General features: G+C 72.8%; 19 protein-coding genes. 4 read left to right on the top strand and 15 right to left on the bottom strand.

Annotated elements, in window-relative coordinates; genetic code table 11:
• The first annotated feature begins 16 nt into the window (after positions 1-16).
• Complete coding sequence (locus OG295_RS07035; protein WP_371676089.1) at positions 17-1,018, top strand: ketopantoate reductase family protein; 1,002 nt, start codon at positions 17-19, stop codon at positions 1,016-1,018.
• Between the two features lie 13 nt (positions 1,019-1,031).
• Here OG295_RS07035 and OG295_RS07030 read toward each other — a convergent pair whose 3' ends face one another.
• The 14 genes from OG295_RS07030 to OG295_RS06965 all read right to left on the bottom strand — a co-directional run bounded on the left by OG295_RS07030 (position 1,032) and on the right by OG295_RS06965 (position 14,912).
• Positions 1,032-1,793, bottom strand: a complete 762-nt coding sequence (locus OG295_RS07030) for a sirohydrochlorin chelatase (protein WP_371676088.1) — start codon at positions 1,791-1,793, stop codon at positions 1,032-1,034.
• 5 nt (positions 1,794-1,798) lie between these two features.
• Positions 1,799-2,695 carry an ABC transporter permease gene (locus OG295_RS07025; protein ID WP_371676087.1) on the bottom strand — a complete coding sequence of 299 codons (897 nt, stop codon included), beginning with the start codon at positions 2,693-2,695 and terminating at the stop codon, positions 1,799-1,801.
• Positions 2,682-3,500 (bottom strand): ABC transporter ATP-binding protein, encoded by an 819-nt coding sequence (locus OG295_RS07020; RefSeq protein WP_371676086.1) that lies wholly within the window; start codon positions 3,498-3,500, stop codon positions 2,682-2,684. The genes OG295_RS07025 and OG295_RS07020 overlap by 14 nt, the downstream gene beginning before the upstream one ends.
• Positions 3,501-3,533: 33 nt before the next feature.
• Positions 3,534-4,667 carry an aliphatic sulfonate ABC transporter substrate-binding protein gene (locus tag OG295_RS07015; RefSeq protein ID WP_371676085.1) on the bottom strand — a complete coding sequence of 378 codons (1,134 nt, stop codon included), beginning with the start codon at positions 4,665-4,667 and terminating at the stop codon, positions 3,534-3,536.
• Between the two features lie 215 nt (positions 4,668-4,882).
• The gene (locus tag OG295_RS07010) at positions 4,883-6,223 is read right to left on the bottom strand and encodes a sulfate adenylyltransferase subunit 1 (RefSeq protein ID WP_371676084.1); all 1,341 of its coding nucleotides are present in this window, start codon (positions 6,221-6,223) and stop codon (positions 4,883-4,885) included.
• A 1-nt stretch (position 6,224) separates the two neighbouring features.
• On the bottom strand, positions 6,225-7,163 hold the full coding sequence (gene cysD, locus OG295_RS07005; RefSeq protein ID WP_371676083.1) for a sulfate adenylyltransferase subunit CysD: 939 nt from the start codon (positions 7,161-7,163) through the stop codon (positions 6,225-6,227).
• Positions 7,160-7,705: an adenylyl-sulfate kinase gene (cysC, locus tag OG295_RS07000; RefSeq protein WP_350993795.1), complete on the bottom strand. Its 546-nt coding sequence runs from the start codon at positions 7,703-7,705 to the stop codon at positions 7,160-7,162. The genes cysD and cysC overlap by 4 nt, the downstream gene beginning before the upstream one ends.
• A gap of 38 nt (positions 7,706-7,743) precedes the next feature.
• Positions 7,744-8,451, bottom strand: a complete 708-nt coding sequence (locus tag OG295_RS06995) for a phosphoadenylyl-sulfate reductase (protein ID WP_371676082.1) — start codon at positions 8,449-8,451, stop codon at positions 7,744-7,746.
• Positions 8,448-8,627, bottom strand: coding sequence for a hypothetical protein (locus tag OG295_RS06990; RefSeq protein ID WP_266843340.1), 180 nt, complete (start codon positions 8,625-8,627; stop codon positions 8,448-8,450). The genes OG295_RS06995 and OG295_RS06990 overlap by 4 nt, the downstream gene beginning before the upstream one ends.
• Complete coding sequence (locus OG295_RS06985) at positions 8,624-10,330, bottom strand: nitrite/sulfite reductase (protein WP_371676081.1); 1,707 nt, start codon at positions 10,328-10,330, stop codon at positions 8,624-8,626. Before OG295_RS06985 ends, OG295_RS06990 begins: the two co-directional genes overlap by 4 nt.
• Before the next feature lie 219 nt (positions 10,331-10,549).
• A complete protein-coding gene (locus OG295_RS06980; protein ID WP_312847410.1) occupies positions 10,550-10,633 on the bottom strand; it encodes a putative leader peptide in 84 nt (27 codons plus the stop codon).
• Between the two features lie 388 nt (positions 10,634-11,021).
• Complete coding sequence (locus OG295_RS06975; protein WP_371676080.1) at positions 11,022-11,585, bottom strand: GNAT family N-acetyltransferase; 564 nt, start codon at positions 11,583-11,585, stop codon at positions 11,022-11,024.
• A gap of 26 nt (positions 11,586-11,611) precedes the next feature.
• Positions 11,612-12,883, bottom strand: a complete 1,272-nt coding sequence (locus OG295_RS06970) for a GAF domain-containing protein (RefSeq protein ID WP_371681125.1) — start codon at positions 12,881-12,883, stop codon at positions 11,612-11,614.
• Positions 12,884-13,268: 385 nt separating this feature from the next.
• The gene (locus OG295_RS06965) at positions 13,269-14,912 is read right to left on the bottom strand and encodes an acyl-CoA dehydrogenase family protein (protein ID WP_371676079.1); all 1,644 of its coding nucleotides are present in this window, start codon (positions 14,910-14,912) and stop codon (positions 13,269-13,271) included.
• A gap of 17 nt (positions 14,913-14,929) precedes the next feature.
• Between OG295_RS06965 and OG295_RS06960 the strand changes: the two genes are divergently transcribed.
• The gene (locus OG295_RS06960) at positions 14,930-16,045 is read left to right on the top strand and encodes a YihY/virulence factor BrkB family protein (protein WP_371676078.1); all 1,116 of its coding nucleotides are present in this window, start codon (positions 14,930-14,932) and stop codon (positions 16,043-16,045) included.
• 95 nt (positions 16,046-16,140) lie between these two features.
• Entirely contained in the window at positions 16,141-16,875 is a 735-nt protein-coding gene (locus OG295_RS06955; RefSeq protein ID WP_371676077.1) for a helix-turn-helix domain-containing protein, read from the top strand.
• Here the strand turns inward: OG295_RS06955 and OG295_RS06950 are convergent.
• Entirely contained in the window at positions 16,806-17,207 is a 402-nt protein-coding gene (locus tag OG295_RS06950; RefSeq protein WP_266843348.1) for a VOC family protein, read from the bottom strand. The two genes, OG295_RS06955 and OG295_RS06950, sit on opposite strands and share 70 nt — an antisense overlap.
• Positions 17,208-17,406: 199 nt before the next feature.
• Between OG295_RS06950 and OG295_RS06945 the strand changes: the two genes are divergently transcribed.
• Complete coding sequence (locus tag OG295_RS06945; protein WP_371676076.1) at positions 17,407-17,871, top strand: hypothetical protein; 465 nt, start codon at positions 17,407-17,409, stop codon at positions 17,869-17,871.
• Positions 17,872-17,915 lie beyond the last annotated feature (44 nt).

Genomic DNA, 17,915 nt, shown 5'->3' with positions numbered 1-17,915 from the left:
GTGCCAGGCTCGGGGCATGCGTTACATCATCATCGGCGCCGGAGCGATCGGCGCGACCATCGGCGGACGGCTCGCGGAATCGGGCCGGGAGGCCGTCCTCGTCGCGCGCGGCGCGCACGCCGAGGCACTACGGACGGACGGGCTCCGCCTCACCACCGCCGACGGCGCGCGCGTCCACCGGCTCCCCGTGGCCGCCGCACCGGCGGAACTGGGCGAACTGCGCCCCGACGACGTCCTCCTCCTCACCGTGAAGACCCAGGACGCCGTCGCCGCCCTCGACGCGTGGGGCGACGCGGAGGTCGCGGGCGGCGGGACGGCGGCCCAGCGGCTGCCGCTGCTGTGCGCGCAGAACGGCGTGGAGAGCGAACGCCTGGCCCTGCGCCGCTTCGCGCGCGTGTACGGGGTCTGCGTCTGGCTGCCCGCCACCTTCCTGGAGCCCGGCGTCGTCTCCGCGCTGTGCGCCCCGCTGACCGGGATACTGCACCTCGGCAAGGCGGCCGGGGGCACCGACCGGCGGATCGCCTCGGTCGCCGCCGACCTGGAGGAGGCGGGGTTCGAGGCGCCGGTCGTCGAGGACGTCATGCGGTGGAAGTACGCGAAGCTGCTCGGCAACCTGGGCAACGCGATCCAGGCGACCACCGGCCCCGAACCGGACCCGGCCAAGGCGGCACTGCTGCTGCGCGCGATCCGCGAGGGAAAGGCCGCCCTGGAAGCGGCGGGCATCGCCCACGCCACGGAAGCGGAGCAGGCGGCGGCCCGCGACGGCAAGGTCAACCAGCCCCCGGGCGTGCGCGGCGGCTCCTCCTGGCAGAGCCTGGCGCGCGGGACGGGGTCGGTGGAGGCCGACTACCTCAACGGCGAGATCGTGCTGCTGGGCCGGCTGCACGGGGTGGCGACGCCCGTCAACGACGTGCTGCGGCACGCGGCGAACATCTTCGCCCGGGAGGGCCTGCCGCCGGGGGCCATGTCGATCGCCGACCTGACGGCCCTGGCCGACGAGGCGGCCGCCCGCGTCTGAGGCGGCGGGCCGGTCAGGCCGTGAGGGCGGTACGCCGGGCCCGGCCGGCGGCGGCCGCGTCGTAGCGGCGCAGCAGGAGGCCGGCGAGTTCCGGGGCGGCGCCCAGGACCTCGGCCAGCACGTCCGCGCCGGAGGCGGCGGCGCCGGCCGCGATGCGGTCCGGGAGGCGGCCGGGAGCGATGACGTACGGGGCCACCGCCACCCGGCGGACGCCCTCCGCGCGCAGGGCCCGTACGGCGTCCTCCGTACGGGGAAGGGCAGCGGAGGCGAACGCAGGCCGCACGGCGCACCAACCGGTGTGCCGCCACTCCCGCGCGATTTCAGCGATCACTGCGATCGCCTCCGGGTCCGATGAACCGGCGGACGCGAGCACCACACCGGTGGTGGCGCGCTCCGCCGGGGTGAGGCCGAGACCGGCCTCCGCCAGGCGCCGCTCCAGGGCCGCGACCAGCAGCGGGGACGGGCCGAGTACGTCGGCCACCCGGACCGAGAGACCGCTCAGCCGGGTGCCGGCCTCCGCCAGCACCGCCGGGATGTCCGCCTTCGCGTGGAAGGCCCGCGTCAGCAGCAGCGGCAGGGCCACGACCTCCCGCACGCCGGACAGGTACAGCGAAGCGAGGGCCTGCGAGACGGTCGGGCCGTTGAAGTCCAGGAAGGACGTCTCGACCCGCAGCCCCGGCCGCAGCGACCGGACCCGCCCGACGAGGGCGTGCACGGTCGCCGCGTGCCGCGGATCGCGGCTGCCGTGGGCGATGACGAGGAGGGCGCGGGACACGGGACTCAGCTCTTGACCAGCAGTCCGCGGCTGCGCAGCACCCACCGCTCGACCGGGCTGAAGATCAGCAGGTCGATGGCGATGCCGACCACGAGGATCAGCAGGATCGCGAGGAAGACCCCGGGCAGGTCGATGTTGTTGCGGCCGTTCTCCAGCAGCTGGCCCAGGCCCAGGCCCAGGTCGGGGGAGCTGGCGATGATCTCGGCGGCCATCAGGGAGCGCCAGGAGAAGGCCCAGCCCTGCTTGAGGCCGGCGAGGTAGCCGGGCAGCGCGGCGGGCATGACCACGTGCCGGGCGCCGCGCAGACCGGTGGCGCCCAGGGTGCGTCCGGCCCGCAGGAACAGCGGCGGGATCTGGTCGATGCCGGAGACGAGCCCGTTGGCGATCGAGGGGACGGCGCCCAGCAGGATCACCGTGTACATCATGGCGTCGTTGAGCCCGAACCAGAGGACCGCCGGGGGGACCCAGGCGACCGAGGGCAGGGACTGCAGGCCCTGGAGGACGGGCCCGATCGCGGCGCGCACGAACCTGACGCGGGCGACGAGCAGGCCGAGCGGGGTGCCGATGGCCAGGGCCAGCAGGAAGCCGAGCAGGCCGCGCGAGACGCTGGTCCAGATCACGTCGAGCAGGGTGCCCTTGAGCCACATCGCGTTCAGGCTGTCCCACACGGCGCCCGGGGCGGGCAGCTTGGTCTCGTCGGTGACCTTAGCCGAGACCAGGACCTGCCAGACCACCAGCACGAGGCCGACGGCCAGCAGCGGGGGCAGGGCCTTCTTGGTGAGGATCTCGCGGACGGGGGCGCGGTGGGTCTGGACGGCGTCGAGGGCGTCGAGGCCCGCCTCCAGTCCGGCCAGGTCGTCGTGCTTGGCCGTGGCCTTCGCGGTGGTGTCAGTGCTGGCCATGGCGGCGGATCTCCCCACGCAGGTGTTCAGTGATCTCGACGGACAGCTCCGCGACGTCCGCGTCCTCGATGCGGCGCGGCTGCGGGATGTCCACGGTCCATTCCTTCGCGACCCGGCCGGGCCGGGAGGAGAGCAGGACCACGCGCTCGGCGAGGCGGACGGCCTCGCGGACGTTGTGCGTGACGAAGAGGACGGAGAGTCCCCCCGCGGCGGAGCCGCTGATGTTCGCTTCGGCCCAGATGCGGGTGAGTTCGCCGTGCAGGACGTCGCGGGTGATGGCGTCGAGGGCCGCGAAGGGCTCGTCCATCAGCAGCAGGCGGCTGTCCTGGGCGAGGGCGCGGGCCAGGGCCACGCGCTGGCGCATGCCGCCGGACAGTTCGTGGACGCGCTTGCCGTACGCCCCGCCGAGCCGGACCAGCTCCAGCAGCCGTTCGGCCTCCGGCTTGCGGTCGTTCTTGGGCACCCCGCGCAGGCGCAGGGCGAGTTCGATGTTCTTGCCCGCGGTGAGCCACGGGAAGAGGGCGTGCTCCTGGAACATCAGGGCCGGGCGGCCGCCGGGGGTCTCGATGGACCCCGCGGACGGCTTGTCGAGTCCCGCGACCAGGTTGAGCAGGGTGGACTTGCCACACCCCGAGGCCCCCAGGATGGTGACGAACTCTCCGGGAGCGACATCGAGGCTGATGTCGTCCAGGACGAGCTGCGATCCGGCCGGGCCGGAGAAGGACTTCGAGACGTGCTCGATGCGGGCGGCGTGCGTCTGCTCCGCTACGGTGCCCTCGGCAGCCTTGGCGAGCGTGGTGGCCATGGTCGTCACCTCCTGGGTTGCTGGACTACGGAGTTACTTGGCGCCGAGACCGGCGTCGGAGACCTCGGGCTTGCCCGCGGCCTTGAGGACCTTGTTCAGGAGCGTCAGGTCGTAGATGCCGGCCAGCTCCGGCTGCTCGATGAGCTTGGCCTTCACCGCCCAGTCGGACTCCGTCTTCAGCGTGCTCGCGAGCGGGTCGTCGGTGACGAGGATGGACTTCCACGCCGGGTCGATGACCTTCGCGTCGAGCGGCTTGCCGCTGTCCGCCGCCAGCTTCGCGTTCGCCGAGGCCTTGGCCTTGTCCGGGTTGGCGTTGATCCACTCGTTGGTCTTCACCGTGCCCTTGAGCACGGCCTCCACCACGTCCGCGTGCTCCTTGAGGAACTTCTGCGACACGATGACGTTCGTGATCACGAACTTCTTGTCGGGCCACAGGGCCGTCTCGTCGAGGAGGACGGAACCACCGTCGGAGACGAGCTTGGAGGCCGTCGGCTCCGGCACCCAGGCGCCGTCGATCGAGCCCTGCTTGAAGGCGTCCGGGGTGACCTTGTTGTCCGTGCGGACGACGGAGACGTCGCCCTTGCCGGACTCCGGGTCGACCGACCAGCCCTTCTCGGAGATCCAGTTGAGGAACGCGACGTCCTGCGTGTTCCCCTTCTGAGGAGTGGCGATCTTCTTGCCCTTGAGGTCGTCCAAGGTCTTGATCTTGTCCGGGTTCACGACCAGCTTGACGCCGCCGGAGGCGGAGCCGGAGATGATCCGCAGGTTCTGGCCCTTGGACTTCACGTAGCCGTTGATCGACGGCGAGGGGCCGATGAAACCGATGTCGAGAGAGCCGCCGTTGAGGGCTTCGATCTCGGACGGACCGGCGTTGAAGGACTGCGGCTTGATCTTGGTGCCGCCCAGTTCCTTCTCGATCAGGCCCTCCTGGAGGCCGACCAGAGCGGTGGCGTGCGTCAGGTTCGGGAAGTACCCGATGCGGACCTCGGAGGCGGAGAGCTTCTTGCCCCCGGCGGCGACGTTCGAGGCCGCGGTGTCCTTGGGCTCGTCCTTCTCGGCCTCGGAGCCGTAGCCGCAGGAGGCGAGGGCGCCGATCAGGAGCGGCAGGGCGGCGGCGGCGACGATGCCGCGGCGCAGGGCGGTGCGGGTGGTACCGGTGGCAGGCACGGGAGGACTTCCTCTCGTAGCGTCATGGCGTCATGACGCACGTCTTCGTTTCTGGAGCGGGGACGGGTACGGCTCGTGGGGGGTGAGGGCGCGCATGCGGTGCGCGTACGTCATCGCGCACATCGCGCCACCCCTCCCTGGCCGCTGCCGAGGACGCCGCTGCCCACGCGGCCGCCCTCCTTCGCGAAGGTGGAGTAGATGTCGGAGAGCATGGGTTAGAAGTCCCACCCTTCTTCATCCGCCTGGACGGTCGTCTTGGCCTGGGAGGCGAAGGAGTCGCCCGCCATGCCCGCCGCCAGGGTGGTGCCGTCGGCCGGGTCGATCAGCAGGAAGGACCCGGTGCGGCGCGAGTCGGCGTACGCGTCGAGCGCGAGCGGCTCGGCGGTGCGGACGACGACGCGGCCGATGTCGTTGGCCACCAGCTGGCCGGGGGCCGGGTGCTGGGAGAGGTCGTCGAGGGTCAGCCGCGAGGGGATCTCCTTGACGATCGCCTTGACCGTGCGGGTGGTGTGCTTGAGCAGCACCCGCGCGCCCACGGCCAGGGGCTGGTCGGCCACGTGGCAGACCGTCGCGACGACATCCTGCGTGGTGGCCGGCGCGCTCGCGGACGGCGCGATCAGATCGCCGCGCGAGATGTCGATGTCGTCCTTGAGGCGGACCGTCACCGACTGCGGCGCCCAGGCGATGTCCACGGACTCGCCGAGGGCGTCGATCCCCTCGATCGTGCTGGTACGGCCCGACGGCAGGACGGTGACGGCCTCGCCGACGCGCAGGACGCCCGAGGCGATCTGGCCCGCGTAGCCCCGGTAGTCGGGGTGCTCGGCGGTCTGCGGGCGGATCACGTACTGCACCGGGAAACGCGCCGGGCAGGCGGTGAGGTCGTGGCTGACCGGGACGGTCTCCAGGTGTTCCAGCACCGTCGGGCCGCCGTACCAGTCCATGTGCGCGGAGGGCTCGACGACGTTGTCCCCGGCCAGGGCCGAGATCGGGATCGCGGTGATCTCCGGGACGCCCAGGTCGGAGGCGTACGCGGTGAACTCCTCGGCGATCTTCGCGAAGACCGACTCCTCGTAGCCCACCAGGTCCATCTTGTTGACGGCCAGGACCACGTGCGGGACGCGCAGCAGGGCCGCGACGGCGGCGTGCCGGCGGGTCTGCTCGATCACGCCGTTGCGGGCGTCGACGAGGACCACGGCCAGGTCGGCGGTGGAGGCGCCGGTGACCATGTTCCGGGTGTACTGCACGTGCCCCGGGGTGTCGGCGAGGATGAACCGGCGCCGGGCGGTGGCGAAGTAGCGGTACGCCACGTCGATGGTGATGCCCTGTTCCCGCTCGGCCCGCAGGCCGTCGGTCAGCAGTGCCAGGTCGGGGGCGTCCTGACCGCGGCTCGCGGAGACCCGCTCGACCGCCTCCAACTGGTCGGTCAGGACCGACTTGGAGTCGTGCAGCAGGCGTCCGACGAGCGTGGACTTGCCGTCGTCGACGGAGCCGGCGGTGGCGAAGCGCAGCAGGGTGGTCGCCGCCAGATCGGCGAACTGCTCGGTGGTGCTGGTCATGTTAGAAGTACCCTTCGCGCTTGCGGTCTTCCATCGCGGCCTCGGACAGCTTGTCGTCGGCGCGGGTCGCGCCCCGCTCGGTGAGCCGGGAGGCGGCGATCTCGGTGATCACGGCGTCCAGCGTGGTGGCGTCGGAGTCGACGGCGCCTGTGCAGGACATGTCACCGACGGTGCGGTAGCGGATCAGGCGGGTCTCGGTGCTCTCGCCCTCCTTGGGGCCGCCCCATTCGCCGGCCGTCAGCCACATGCCGTTGCGCTGGAAGACCTCGCGTTCGTGGGCGAAGTAGATCTGAGGGAGTTCGATGTCCTCGCGGGCGATGTACTGCCACACGTCGAGCTCGGTCCAGTTGGAGAGCGGGAAGACGCGGACGTGCTCGCCGGGGGCGTGGCGGCCGTTGTAGAGCTGCCACAGTTCGGGGCGCTGGCGGCGGGGGTCCCACTGGGAGAACTCGTCGCGCAGGGAGAAGACGCGTTCCTTGGCGCGGGCCTTCTCCTCGTCGCGGCGGCCGCCGCCGAAGACCGCGTCGAACTTCAGCTGCTGGATCGCCTCGGTCAGCGGGACGGTCTGCAGCGGGTTGCGGACGCCGTCGGGGCGCTCGCGGAGCTTGCCGGCGTCGATGTACTCCTGGACGGAGGCCACGTGCAGGCGCAGTCCGTGCCGGGCGACGGCGCGGTCGCGGTAGGCCAGGACCTCGGGGAAGTTGTGGCCGGTGTCCACGTGCAGCAGCGTGAAGGGGACCGGCGCGGGCGCGAACGCCTTCAGCGCCAGGTGCAGCATGACGATGGAGTCCTTGCCGCCGGAGAACAGGATCACCGGCTTCTCGAACTCGCCCGCCACCTCACGGAAGATGTGCACCGCCTCCGATTCGAGGGCGTCGAGGTGCGACAGCGCGTAGGGCGCGTCGGTCTCTTCGTGCAGGTGAGCGACGGTGGCCGTCATGCCAGACCCCTCTCGGTGAGCAGAGCGTGCAGGGCCGATGCCGACTCCTGCACGGTCTGCGTGTGCGACTCGATGCGGAGGTCCGGGGATTCCGGAGCCTCGTACGGGTCGTCGACGCCGGTCAGACCGGAGATCTCGCCCGCCGCCTGCTTGGCGTACAGGCCCTTCACATCACGCTCGGAGCAGACCTCGACCGGGGTGGCCACGTGGACCTCCAGGTACGAGGTGCCCTCGGCGGCGTGCCGCTTGCGGACGGCCTCGCGGCTGTCCGCGAACGGCGCGATCACCGGCACGAGCGCCTTGACGCCGTTGCTCGCGAGGAGTTCGGCGACGAAGCCGATCCGCTGCACGTTGGTGTGGCGGTCCTCGCGGGTGAAGCCCAGGCCGGCGGAGAGGAACTCGCGGATCTCGTCGCCGTCGAGGACCTCGACGCGGTGGCCCTCGGCGCGCAGCCGCTCGGCCAGCGCGTAGGCGATGGTGGTCTTGCCCGCGCTCGGCAGACCGGTCAGCCACACGGTGGCGCCCTGGTCGCTCACGCTCATCTGCTTCTCCGTCGGTTCTCTGCTGTCCGTGGTCGTCATCAGCCGTGCAGTCCGCACTCGGTCTTGGCCCGTCCGGCCCACCGGCCGGCCCGCGCGTCCTCGCCCTCCGCCACCCGGCGGGTGCAGGGGGCACAGCCCACCGAGGCGTAACCGTCCATCAGCAGCGGGTTGGTCAGGACACCGTGTTCCGCGACGTACGCGTCCACGTCGTCCTGCGTCCAGCGGGCGATCGGGGAGACCTTGACCTTCTGCCGCTTCTCGTCCCAGCCGACCACGGGGGTGTTCGCCCGGGTGGGGGACTCGTCGCGGCGCAGGCCCGTCGCCCACGCCTCGTACGCGGCCAGGCCCTCTTCCAGCGGCTTGACCTTGCGCAGTGCGCAGCACAGGTCGGGGTCGCGGTCGTGCAGCTTCGGGCCGTACTCCGCGTCCTGCTCGGCCACCGTCTGCCGCGGGGTCAGCGTGATGACGTTGACGTCCATCACGGCCTCCACCGCGTCGCGGGTGCCGATCGTCTCCTCGAAGTGGTAGCCCGTGTCCAGGAAGACGACGTCCACGCCGGGGAAGGCGCGGGAGGCCAGGTGGGCGACCACCGCGTCCTCCATGGAGGAGGTCACGGCGAACTTCCCGCCGAAGGTCTGCGCCGCCCACGTGAGGATCTCCAGTGCGGAGGCGTCCTCCAGGTCCCGGCCCGCCCGCTCGGCCAGTTCCTTCAGTTCCGTGAGACGGGTGTCTTGAACGGTGGTCATATCTCGTCCCCTCCAGCGGTGTTGGACCGGACACCCCGGGCCAGCAGCCCGAGGTACTTCAGCTGGAAGGCTCGGTTGCAGGCCCTGCATTCCCAGGCGCCGTGACCCGTCTCGTGGGGAAACAGGTCCTCGTCGCCGCAGTAAGGGCAGTAGAACGGTGCGGCGCGCTCGCTCATGAGAGGTCCTCGTCGGCGGCGCGGCCCACCCAGGCGGCGAAGCGCTCGCCGTCCTCGCGCTGCTCCTGGAAGCGCGTGACGACCCGCTCGACGTAGTCCGGCAGCCCGGCCGAGGTGACCTTGAGGCCTCGGACCTTGCGGCCGAAGCCGGCCTCCAGGCCGAGGGCGCCGCCCAGGTGGACCTGGTAGCCCTCCACCTGCTCGCCGTCGTCGTCCAGGACCAGCTGGCCCTTGAGACCGATGTCCGCCACCTGGATACGGGCGCAGGCGTTCGGGCAGCCGTTGATGTTGATGGTGAGCGGCTCGGCGAAGTCCGGCAGGCGGCGCTCCAGTTCGTCGATGAGCGAGGCGCCGCGCGCCTTGGTCTCGACGATGGCCAGCTTGCAGAACTCGATGCCGGTGCACGCCATGGTGCCGCGGCGGAACGGGGACGGCTTGACCCGCAGGTCCAGCGCCTCCAGCGCCTCGACGACCGAGTCCACCCGGTCCGCCTCGATGTCGAGCACGATCATCTTCTGCTCGGCGGTGGTGCGCAGGCGGCCGGAGCCGTGCTGCTCGGCGACGTCGGCGATCTTGGTGAGGGTGGCGCCGTCCACGCGGCCGACACGGGGGGCGAAGCCGACGTAGAACCTGCCGTCCTGCTGCTGGTGGACGCCGACATGGTCGCGCCACTGGCCGCTGGGCTGCTCGGGTGCGGGGCCGTCGGTCAGCTTGCGCTTCAGGTACTCGTCCTCCAGGACCTGGCGGAACTTGGCCGGACCCCAGTCGGCGACGAGGAACTTCAGGCGGGCGCGGGTGCGCAGGCGCCGGTAGCCGTAGTCGCGGAAGATCGAGATGACGCCCTCGTAGACGTCCGGGACCTCGTCGAGCGAGACCCAGGTGCCCAGACGGACGCCCAGCTTGGGGTTGGTGGACAGGCCGCCGCCGACCCAGACGTCGAAGCCGGGACCGTGCTCGGGGTGGTTCACGCCGACGAAGGCGATGTCGTTGATCTCGTGCGCCACGTCGAGCAGCGGCGAGCCGGAGACCGCCGACTTGAACTTGCGGGGCAGGTTGGAGAAGTCCGGGTTGCCGACGATGCGGCGGTAGATCTCGTCGATGGCGGGGGTGCCGTCGATGATCTCGTCCTGGGCGATGCCGGCGACGGGCGAGCCGAGGATGACGCGGGGCGTGTCACCGCAGGCCTCGGTGGTCGAGAGGCCGACGGCCTCCAGGCGGCGCCAGATCTCCGGGACGTCCTCGATCCGGATCCAGTGGTACTGCACGTTCTGGCGGTCCGTGAGGTCCGCGGTGCCGCGCGCGAACTCCTCGGAGATCTCGCCGATGACGCGGAGCTGCTCGGTGGTCAGCCGGCCGCCGTCTATGCGGACGCGCAGCATGAAGTACTTGTCGTCCAGCTCCTCCGGCTCCAGGATCGCGGTCTTGCCGCCGTCGATCCCGGGCTTGCGCTGGGTGTAGAGGCCCCACCAGCGCATGCGGCCGCGCAGGTCGTTGGGGTCGATCGAGTCGAAGCCGGCCTTGGAGTAGATCGTCTCAATGCGTGTCCGCACGTTGAGACCGTCGTCGTCCTTCTTGAACTGCTCGTTGCCGTTGAGGGGCGTGTGGTGTCCGACGGCCCACTGGCCCTCGCCGCGGTGACGGCCGGTCTTGCGGCGCGCTGCGGCTGCGGGGGCGGCTGCGGGCGTTTCGGGGGTGGCGGCCATGACGGGTACGTCCTTCTTCAACGGCTCAAGGCGGGGGCAGGGGGGAAGCGGCGGCGCGCCCCTGTCACGCTGGAGTCTCTGAGCAGGTGTGGCTGATTACCGCCCTTTTGCCGGGTTTGCCGGCGAGCGTGGGCGGTGTTCGGCCTCAAGGGGCTTGCGGGTGATCGACGTGTCCGCGGCAGCGGGGACTACGGCGATGTGCGGCGGTGGCTGGTTCCGTCAGCGTGCCGGACAGATGGCGCTGGACATGCGGCCGAGGTCGACGTGCCGCCGACTCACCAAGGCAATTCCAGCTCCATTCATGGCGGAAGCGTGTCATGCGCCGATTGGAGGAGTCCACTAGTGTCCACGATCCGGACGAAGTCGTCCCGAATCCTGGGACCGCGTGATCGGCGTCACCCCGGAGGGGGCTTTCGCGCAGGTGGGAGCGGGTGTTCCGGGGATCGGCCTGGCGGCCCCCACGAGGGGCGGAATCCGGCCTCCGGATCGTCTCCACGCTACCCCGGGGCGGGGCGGGGCGGGGCGGGGCGGGGCGGGGCGGGGCGGGGCTCGGCCGGGGCGGGCCCGGATGCGCCGGAGCCCGGGTCCCCGTGGCGGGGACCCGGGCTCCGGTGGGCGCGGCGTGAGGTGCCGCGTGCGGGTGCCGCATACGGGTGCGGTGCGGTGCGCGGGTGCGGTGCGCGGAGGGGGCCTACGCGCCCGGCCAGGGGCCCGGGGTCAGGGTCTCCTGCTTCTCCTCGGTCTCGGTCCTGAACACCTTGAAGCCGCGGCGCTGGTAGTTGGCCATCGCCGTCGGGCCGTCCTGGCTGCAGGTGTGGACCCAGACCCGCCGGGTCCGCTCCCGCTCCGGCCAGCGGTCCGCGAGGTCCCAGGCGCGGGCGACTCCCAGCGACAGAAGGTGTCCGCCGATGCGGCGGCCCCGGAAGTCCGGGAGCAGTCCGAAGTACATGATCTCCACCACCCCGTCGGGCTGCGGGTCGAGCTCCACGTACCCGGCCGGGGTGCCCCGGTCGTACGCCACCCAGGTCTCCACGCCGGGCCGGTCCAGCTGCTCCACCCACTGGGCGCGGGTCAGCGACAGCCGGTCCGTCCAGTGGATGTCCCCGCCCACCGAGGCGTACAGGAAGCGGCTGAACTCCGGCGAGGGGACCTCCGCGCGCTCCACGCGGATCTCGGGGCCCGGGACGGCCGCGGTGACCAGATCCTCGGGCGAGGTCATTTCGAGGGACCAGGTGGTCAGAGTGATGGTGCTCATGCGCCTCAGGGAACCACACCCCCCGGTCACGGCCGGGGGGTCCCCCTGCCCCCACCGTGCCCCAGGCGGGACCGGACCACCGCGGGGGCGGTGGAGTGGGGGAGCAGCAGGTCGGGGTCCTCGGGGCGGATCAGCTCCACCTCCACGTCCTCCGCGAAGCGGTACGGCCGGTGGGTCAGCACCCCGGCGAGGTGGCGGCGGACCCGGGACAGCTCGGCGCGGACCGTCACGGTGCGGGCCGGGTCCCCGAAGAGTTCCGCGGCGAGTTCGGCGGCGGTGCGCCCGGCCGGGGCCTCCGCCAGCAGGAACAGCAGCTCCGCGTGGCGCGGGGTGAGCTCCTGGGACCAGCTGCCCGCGGCCCCGTACACGGTCGCCGACCAGGCCCGCGGCCGGCTCAGGTCCAGTACGACCCGGCTCACCGCCGCCCCGGCCGCGCAGGGCTGCTCCAGCCGCAGCAGCCAGCCGCCGGGCAGCGGCTCCGCCACGCAGTCGCCGAGCTGCGGGATCCACAGCCGCCCGGGCCCCAGCCCCTTCGGCAGCGGGATCCGGTCGGCGGGGGCCAGCCCCGTCACGGCGGCCGTCCAGCCGTGCGGGTCCACGGCCACGGCCCGCCCGGCCAGCCGGGCCAGCAGCGGGGCGGCGACCGACCGCAGCCGCTCCAGGGACTCAAGGTGGCGCACCCGCAGCTCGTGCTCGGCGAGCCGGGCCACCGAGGTGACCCAGGCCAGGGTCGCCGGGTGCATGGTGGCGAGCGGCCCGCTGACGTCGACCACCCCCAGCAGCCGCCCGTCCCGGGGATCGGACACGGGTGCGCCCGCGCAGGTCCAGTCGTGGTGGCTGGAGACGAAGTGCTCGGCCGAGAACACCTGGACGGGCCGCCGGGCCACGAGCGCGGTGCCCACCCCGTTGGTGCCGACCACCGCCTCGTCCCAGTCGGCCCCCACCGCGAAGCCCAGCCGGTCCGCCTTGCGCAGGATCGTGCTGTGCCCCTCCCGCCACAGCAGCCGCCCGTCGGCGTCGGCGACGACCATGATGTGCAGGGCCTCGTCGAGGGCGGGCAGCAGTCCCTCGCGCAGCACCGGGAGTATCTCCCGCAGCGGGGAGACCTGCCGGCGTTCCTCGGTCTCGGCGGCGGACAGCAGCCGCGAGCGGGCGTCCCGGTCGGGGTGCACCCCGCCGGCCAGCATGCGCCGCCAGGACTCGGCGATCTCCGGGCGGGGCGCGGCCGGAGGGCGGTCCCCGGCCAGCGCGGCGGCCCGCACGCCCTTGAGCAGACGCGCCGCCTCCCGCGCGTCCATGGCCGCGATGCGCGCCACGTCGACCGTGCCGCCTGAGGTGTGGGCCACCGGATCCTCCCCGTGCTGAACAGGACGTACTGCGGAGGCGTCCCCGCGGTCCCGTCCGTGCCCGTTCCCCGGGCACGTGCGGCGGGCACCTTCCACACCGAAGGGTCGCAGGGTTGCAACGGTATGCAACCCTCGCCAAGCCCCGGTCACCCGACCGAAACTATCGGCACGCCGCCGAGCGGCGTGGCAGCTCCTTCCTCGGGGCTTCTCGGATCGCGGGGTGGTGCCGAGTCGGCGCGGCGCCACCCCCGGTCCCACCGTGGCGGGCCCGGATCCCGGCGCTGAGCGGTTCGGGTCGTGGTGGTTTGGGGACCACGGCGGCCCAGGGGGACCGCTTTCAGCCCGTGATCCGCGCCCGTGCCACCACCGATGCCAGGTCCAGGGTGTGCGGCAGCGTCCCGAAGGCCGCGCCCCGGTCCCCGCCGAGCCGGGAAGCGCAGAACGCGTCGGCCACCTCCGGCGGCGCCCACCGCACCAGCAGCGATCCCTGGAGCACCAGGGCCATCCGCTCCACCACCCGGCGGGCCCGCGCCTCGATCCCGTCGAGGTCGGCCAGGTCGGTCAGCAGGTTCCTGATCGCCGCGTCCAGCCGGTGGTCGGCGCCCCGGGCCAGCCCGACCTCCTGGAGGAAGGCGTTCAGGGCCTGCGGCTCCCGCTGGAGCGCGCGCAGCACGTCCAGGGCCTGGACGTTGCCCGACCCCTCCCAGATCGAGTTGACCGGGGACTCGCGCAGCAGGCGGGGCAGTACGGACTCCTCCACGTAGCCGTTGCCGCCCAGGCACTCCAGGGCCTCGGCGACCATCGGCGTGCACCGCTTGGTGACCCAGTACTTGGCGGTCGGCACCGCGAGGCGCAGGAAGGCCCGCTCCCGGTCCGTACCGGCGTCGTACGCGGCCGCGAGGCGCAGGGTGAGGACGGTCGCCGCCTCCGACTCCAGGGCGAGGTCGGCGAGGACGTTGCGCATCAGCGGCTGGTCGATGAGCGGTGCTCCGAAAGCAGAGCGGTGCTCCGTATGGTGGACGGCCTGTGTCAGGGCCTGCCGCATCAGCGAGGCCGAGCCGATCACGCAGTCCAGCCGGGTCGCCGAGACCATCCCGATGATGGTCCGCACCCCCCGGCCCTCCTCGCCCACGAGCCGCGCCCACGTCCCGTCGAACTCGATCTCGCCCGAGGCGTTCGACTTGTTGCCCAGCTTGTCCTTCAGCCGCTGGATCGCGAACGCGTTCCGCGTCCCGTCCGGCAGCACCCGCGGCACCAGGAAGCAGCTCAGCCCGCCCGGTGCCTGCGCCAGCACCAGGAAACCGTCGCTCATCGGCGCCGAGCAGAACCACTTGTGCCCGGTCAGCAGGTACTCCCCGGAGGCGTCCAGCGGCACCGCCGCGGTGGTGTTCGCGCGGACGTCGCTCCCGCCCTGCTTCTCCGTCATCCCCATCCCGAAGAGCACCCCGCCCTTCTGCGCGGCGGGCCGCAACCCCTCCTCGTAGACGTGCGAGGTCAGCCGCGGTTCCCACTCCGCGGCCAGCTCCGGATCGGCCCGCAGCGCCGGTACCGCCGCGTGCGTCATCGACACCGGGCAGCCGTGCCCCGACTCGGCCTGCGACCACAGGAAGAACCCGGCCGCCCGCCGCAGGTGCCCGGCGGGCCGGCCCCAGGCGTCGGTGAGCCCCGAGGTCACCGCGTGCCCGAGGAGGCGGTGCCACGCGGGGTGGAACTCCACCTCGTCGATCCGGTGCCCGTACCGGTCGTGCGTACGCAGCACCGGCGGATTCCCGTTCGCCTGCCGGCCCCACTCCTGGGCCTGCGCGGAACCGGCCGCCCGGCCGAGCGCGGTGAGCTCCTCGCGCACCTCGTCCTGGAGGCCGGCGTCCACGTCCGCGAGGTGGCGCTCGACGCCCTCGGTGAGGGCCCGGTCGCCCAGGTAGGCCTCGTATCCGACGAGCGGCGGGGCCTGGTTGCTGACTGTGTGGGTGGTGGCTGCCATGCGGATACGGTAAGGACGTGCAGCCAGCAAAAGAAACAACCGAGCGGATCCCGGGACGGCTCCATCGGGCCCGCGTCCTCTATCGCAACGTCTCCAAGCGGAAGATGGCCTGGCTGCTGCTCAAGGACACCGTCAACTCGTGCGTCGAGTACCGGATCCTGGGGCTCGCGGCGGAGGCGGCCTTCTTCACCCTGCTCTCCCTCCCCCCGCTCTTCCTCGGCCTCCTCGGCCTCCTCGGCTACGTCGACGGCTGGACGGACACCCAGTCCGTGCAGAGCATCGAGGAGAACATCCTGCGCGCGGTCGGCACCGTCCTGTCCGACCGGGGCGTCAACGAGATCGCCAAACCCATGCTCGACGACGTCACCAGCCGCGGCCGCCCCGACCTGATCTCCCTCGGCTTCGCCTTCGCCCTGTGGTCCGGTTCGCGCGCCGTCAACGTCTTCATCGACACCATCACCGTCATGTACGGGCTCGACGGACAGCGGGGCATCGTCAAGACCCGGCTGCTCGCCTTCCTCCTCTACGTCGTCGCCCTGCTGATCGGCGCGATCGTGCTGCCGCTGATGGTCGTCGGGCCCGACGCGGTGGTACGGCTGGTGCCCTGGAGCACGGAGGTGATCGCGGTCCTGTACTGGCCCACGGTCACCCTGCTCTCGATCGCCTTCCTGACCACCCTGTACCACGTGTCCGTGCCCGTCCGCTCGCCGTGGATCGAGGACGTGCCGGGCGCGCTCGTGGCCCTCGCGATGTGGGTCCTGGGCTCGTTCCTGCTGCGGATCTACCTCACCAACACCGTCGAGGGGCCCACCATCTACGGCTCCCTCGCCGCGCCCGTCGCGATCCTGCTGTGGATCGGCATCTCGGCCTTCGCCGTGCTCGTCGGAGCGGCCGTCAACGCCGCCATCGACCGGGTCTGGCCCTCGGTGGCCACCGCCGCCGCGCGCGAGGCGAACGAACGCGTCCGCGAGGCCGAGGCCGCCCAGCTGGTGGCGCGGGCCGCCGCCTGGCGGGCCCTGGCCGAAGGGGAGTCCGAGGACGACGAGGACGCCGGGATGCCGTCGGAGTTCCCGGAGCGCTGGTCGAAGTTCCTGCCGCCCGAGGACTACGGCTCGCGGCTGCGCAAGCACTGACGCGCGCCGGGCCGGGCGGCGCCGGGCCGCGCGGGGACCGGGTGCGACGAGGCCGGGCGGCGCGGGCACCGGGCGGCCCGGCATAGCCTGGTGGCGTGTACGAGGAAGCACCGTCGGCCGCCGTCGCCGGAGCCGTGGTCTGGCGGGCCCGGGGACCCGGCGGGGTCGTGCTGCCCGACGGGTGCATGGACCTGCTGTGGGCCGGGGGCCGACTGCTGGTGGCCGGGCCCGACACCGGGCCGCACCCCGCCGGGGAGGTCCCCGGCCGGGCCTTCGCCGGGCTGCGGCTCGCCCCCGGCACCGCGCCCGCGCTGCTCGGCGTACCGGCGCACCGGCTGCGCGACCGGCGGGTGGAACTCGCCGACCTGTGGCCCGCCGCCGAGGTGCGCCGGCTCACCGAACGGATCGCCGCCCACGAGGACCCGTGCGCGGGCCTCGAAGCACTGGCGCTGGCCCGCGCCCGCGCCCTGGGCCCGCCCGATCCGCTCCCCGCGCTGGTGACGGCCCGGCTGCGGGCGGGCCGGCCGGTGGCCGGCATCGCCGACGACGTCGGCCTCGGCGAACGCCAGCTGCGCCGGCGCTGCCTCGACGCCTTCGGCTACGGGCCCCGCACGCTGGGGCGGGTGCTGCGCCTCCAGCGGGCCCTGGCCCTGAGCAGGCGCGGGCTGCCCCAGGCCGAGGTGGCCCACACCGCCGGGTACGCCGACCAGGCGCACCTGGCCCGCGAGGTGCGGGCGCTGGCCGGGACCACCCTCGGGGCCTACCGGGCGGCGTCGGAGGGGGCGAACAGCGAGACCCCGCAGCCGTCGGGGTCGAGGACGACCGCGTAGCGCTGGCCCCAGAAGGCGTCCCAGGGCTTCAGGTGCCCCGGATGACCGGCCTCCGTCAGCTCGGCGTACAGCGCGTCCACCTCTGCGGGGGAATCGCACAGGAATGCCAGTTCCCGGCGGACGCCCCCGGTGGGCGGGGTCCACGAGGGGTCGAAGGAGCGCACGACGTCCTCCGTGTCCCAGGCGATCCGCAGGCCCCCGGGCAGGGCGGCCTCGACGTGCGGCTGCGAGTCGGCGTCGGCCGGCACGTCCAGGCCGAGCCGGCGGTAGAAGGCGAGCGAGGCGGCCATGTCGGAGACGACCAGGCCGATCATGTCGAGTCGTGGAGTCATAGCGGCAGGCTAGGCAGGCCCACCGGCCGGCGTCTTGAAGGAAACGGACATCTTTCCGGAGGGGGCCGGGAGGTCCTCGGGGGCGCCGGGTACGCCCTTCTCCACCCGTGGGTGGAGAAGGGCGTCTCCACCCCGGATCCACCCGCGTTCCACCCCGGAGCCGATCACGGCGGGCCCCCGCGTTCCTAGCGTGGACGGCATGGACATCGCACGCGTTCTGCTCATCGCCCTCGTCGTGGTCTTCGTCGTGGCCCGCCGGTTCGGCGGCCGGCCCCTGAAGGACCGGGGCCGTCTGTGGGTGCTGCCCGTCGTGCTGGTGTTCGTCGGCGTCAGCGGCGGCGGGCTCGTCGCCCCCGCCCACCCGCTCCTCAGCCTGGTGCTGCTCGCCGCCGAGATCGGCGTGGCCTTCGGGCTCGGCCTCCTGATGGGCCGTGCCATGACCGTGTGGCGGGAGCCCGACGGGCAGCTCTGGGCCAAGGGCAACAAGGCGGTCCTCGCCCTGTTCGCGGTATCCCTCGCCGCCCGGGCCGCGCTCGCCCTGCTCGGCTACGCCGTGGGGATCACCCCGCACACCGGGGCGCTGCTGCTGACCCTGGCCGGCTGGGTCCTCGCCCAGGGACTGGCCCTGGCCGCCCGTTCCCACCGGATCCCCGCAGCGGCGTGAGGCCGTTCGCGCGGACCCGCTCCGGCCCGGTCCGGGCCGGAGCC

It is taken from the genome of Streptomyces sp. NBC_01276 (assembly GCF_041435355.1).
In the GTDB taxonomy this organism is placed as follows: domain Bacteria; phylum Actinomycetota; class Actinomycetes; order Streptomycetales; family Streptomycetaceae; genus Streptomyces.
The sequence above is the reverse complement of the archived record's forward strand: the minus strand, read 5'-3'. Positions and strand labels throughout refer to the sequence as shown.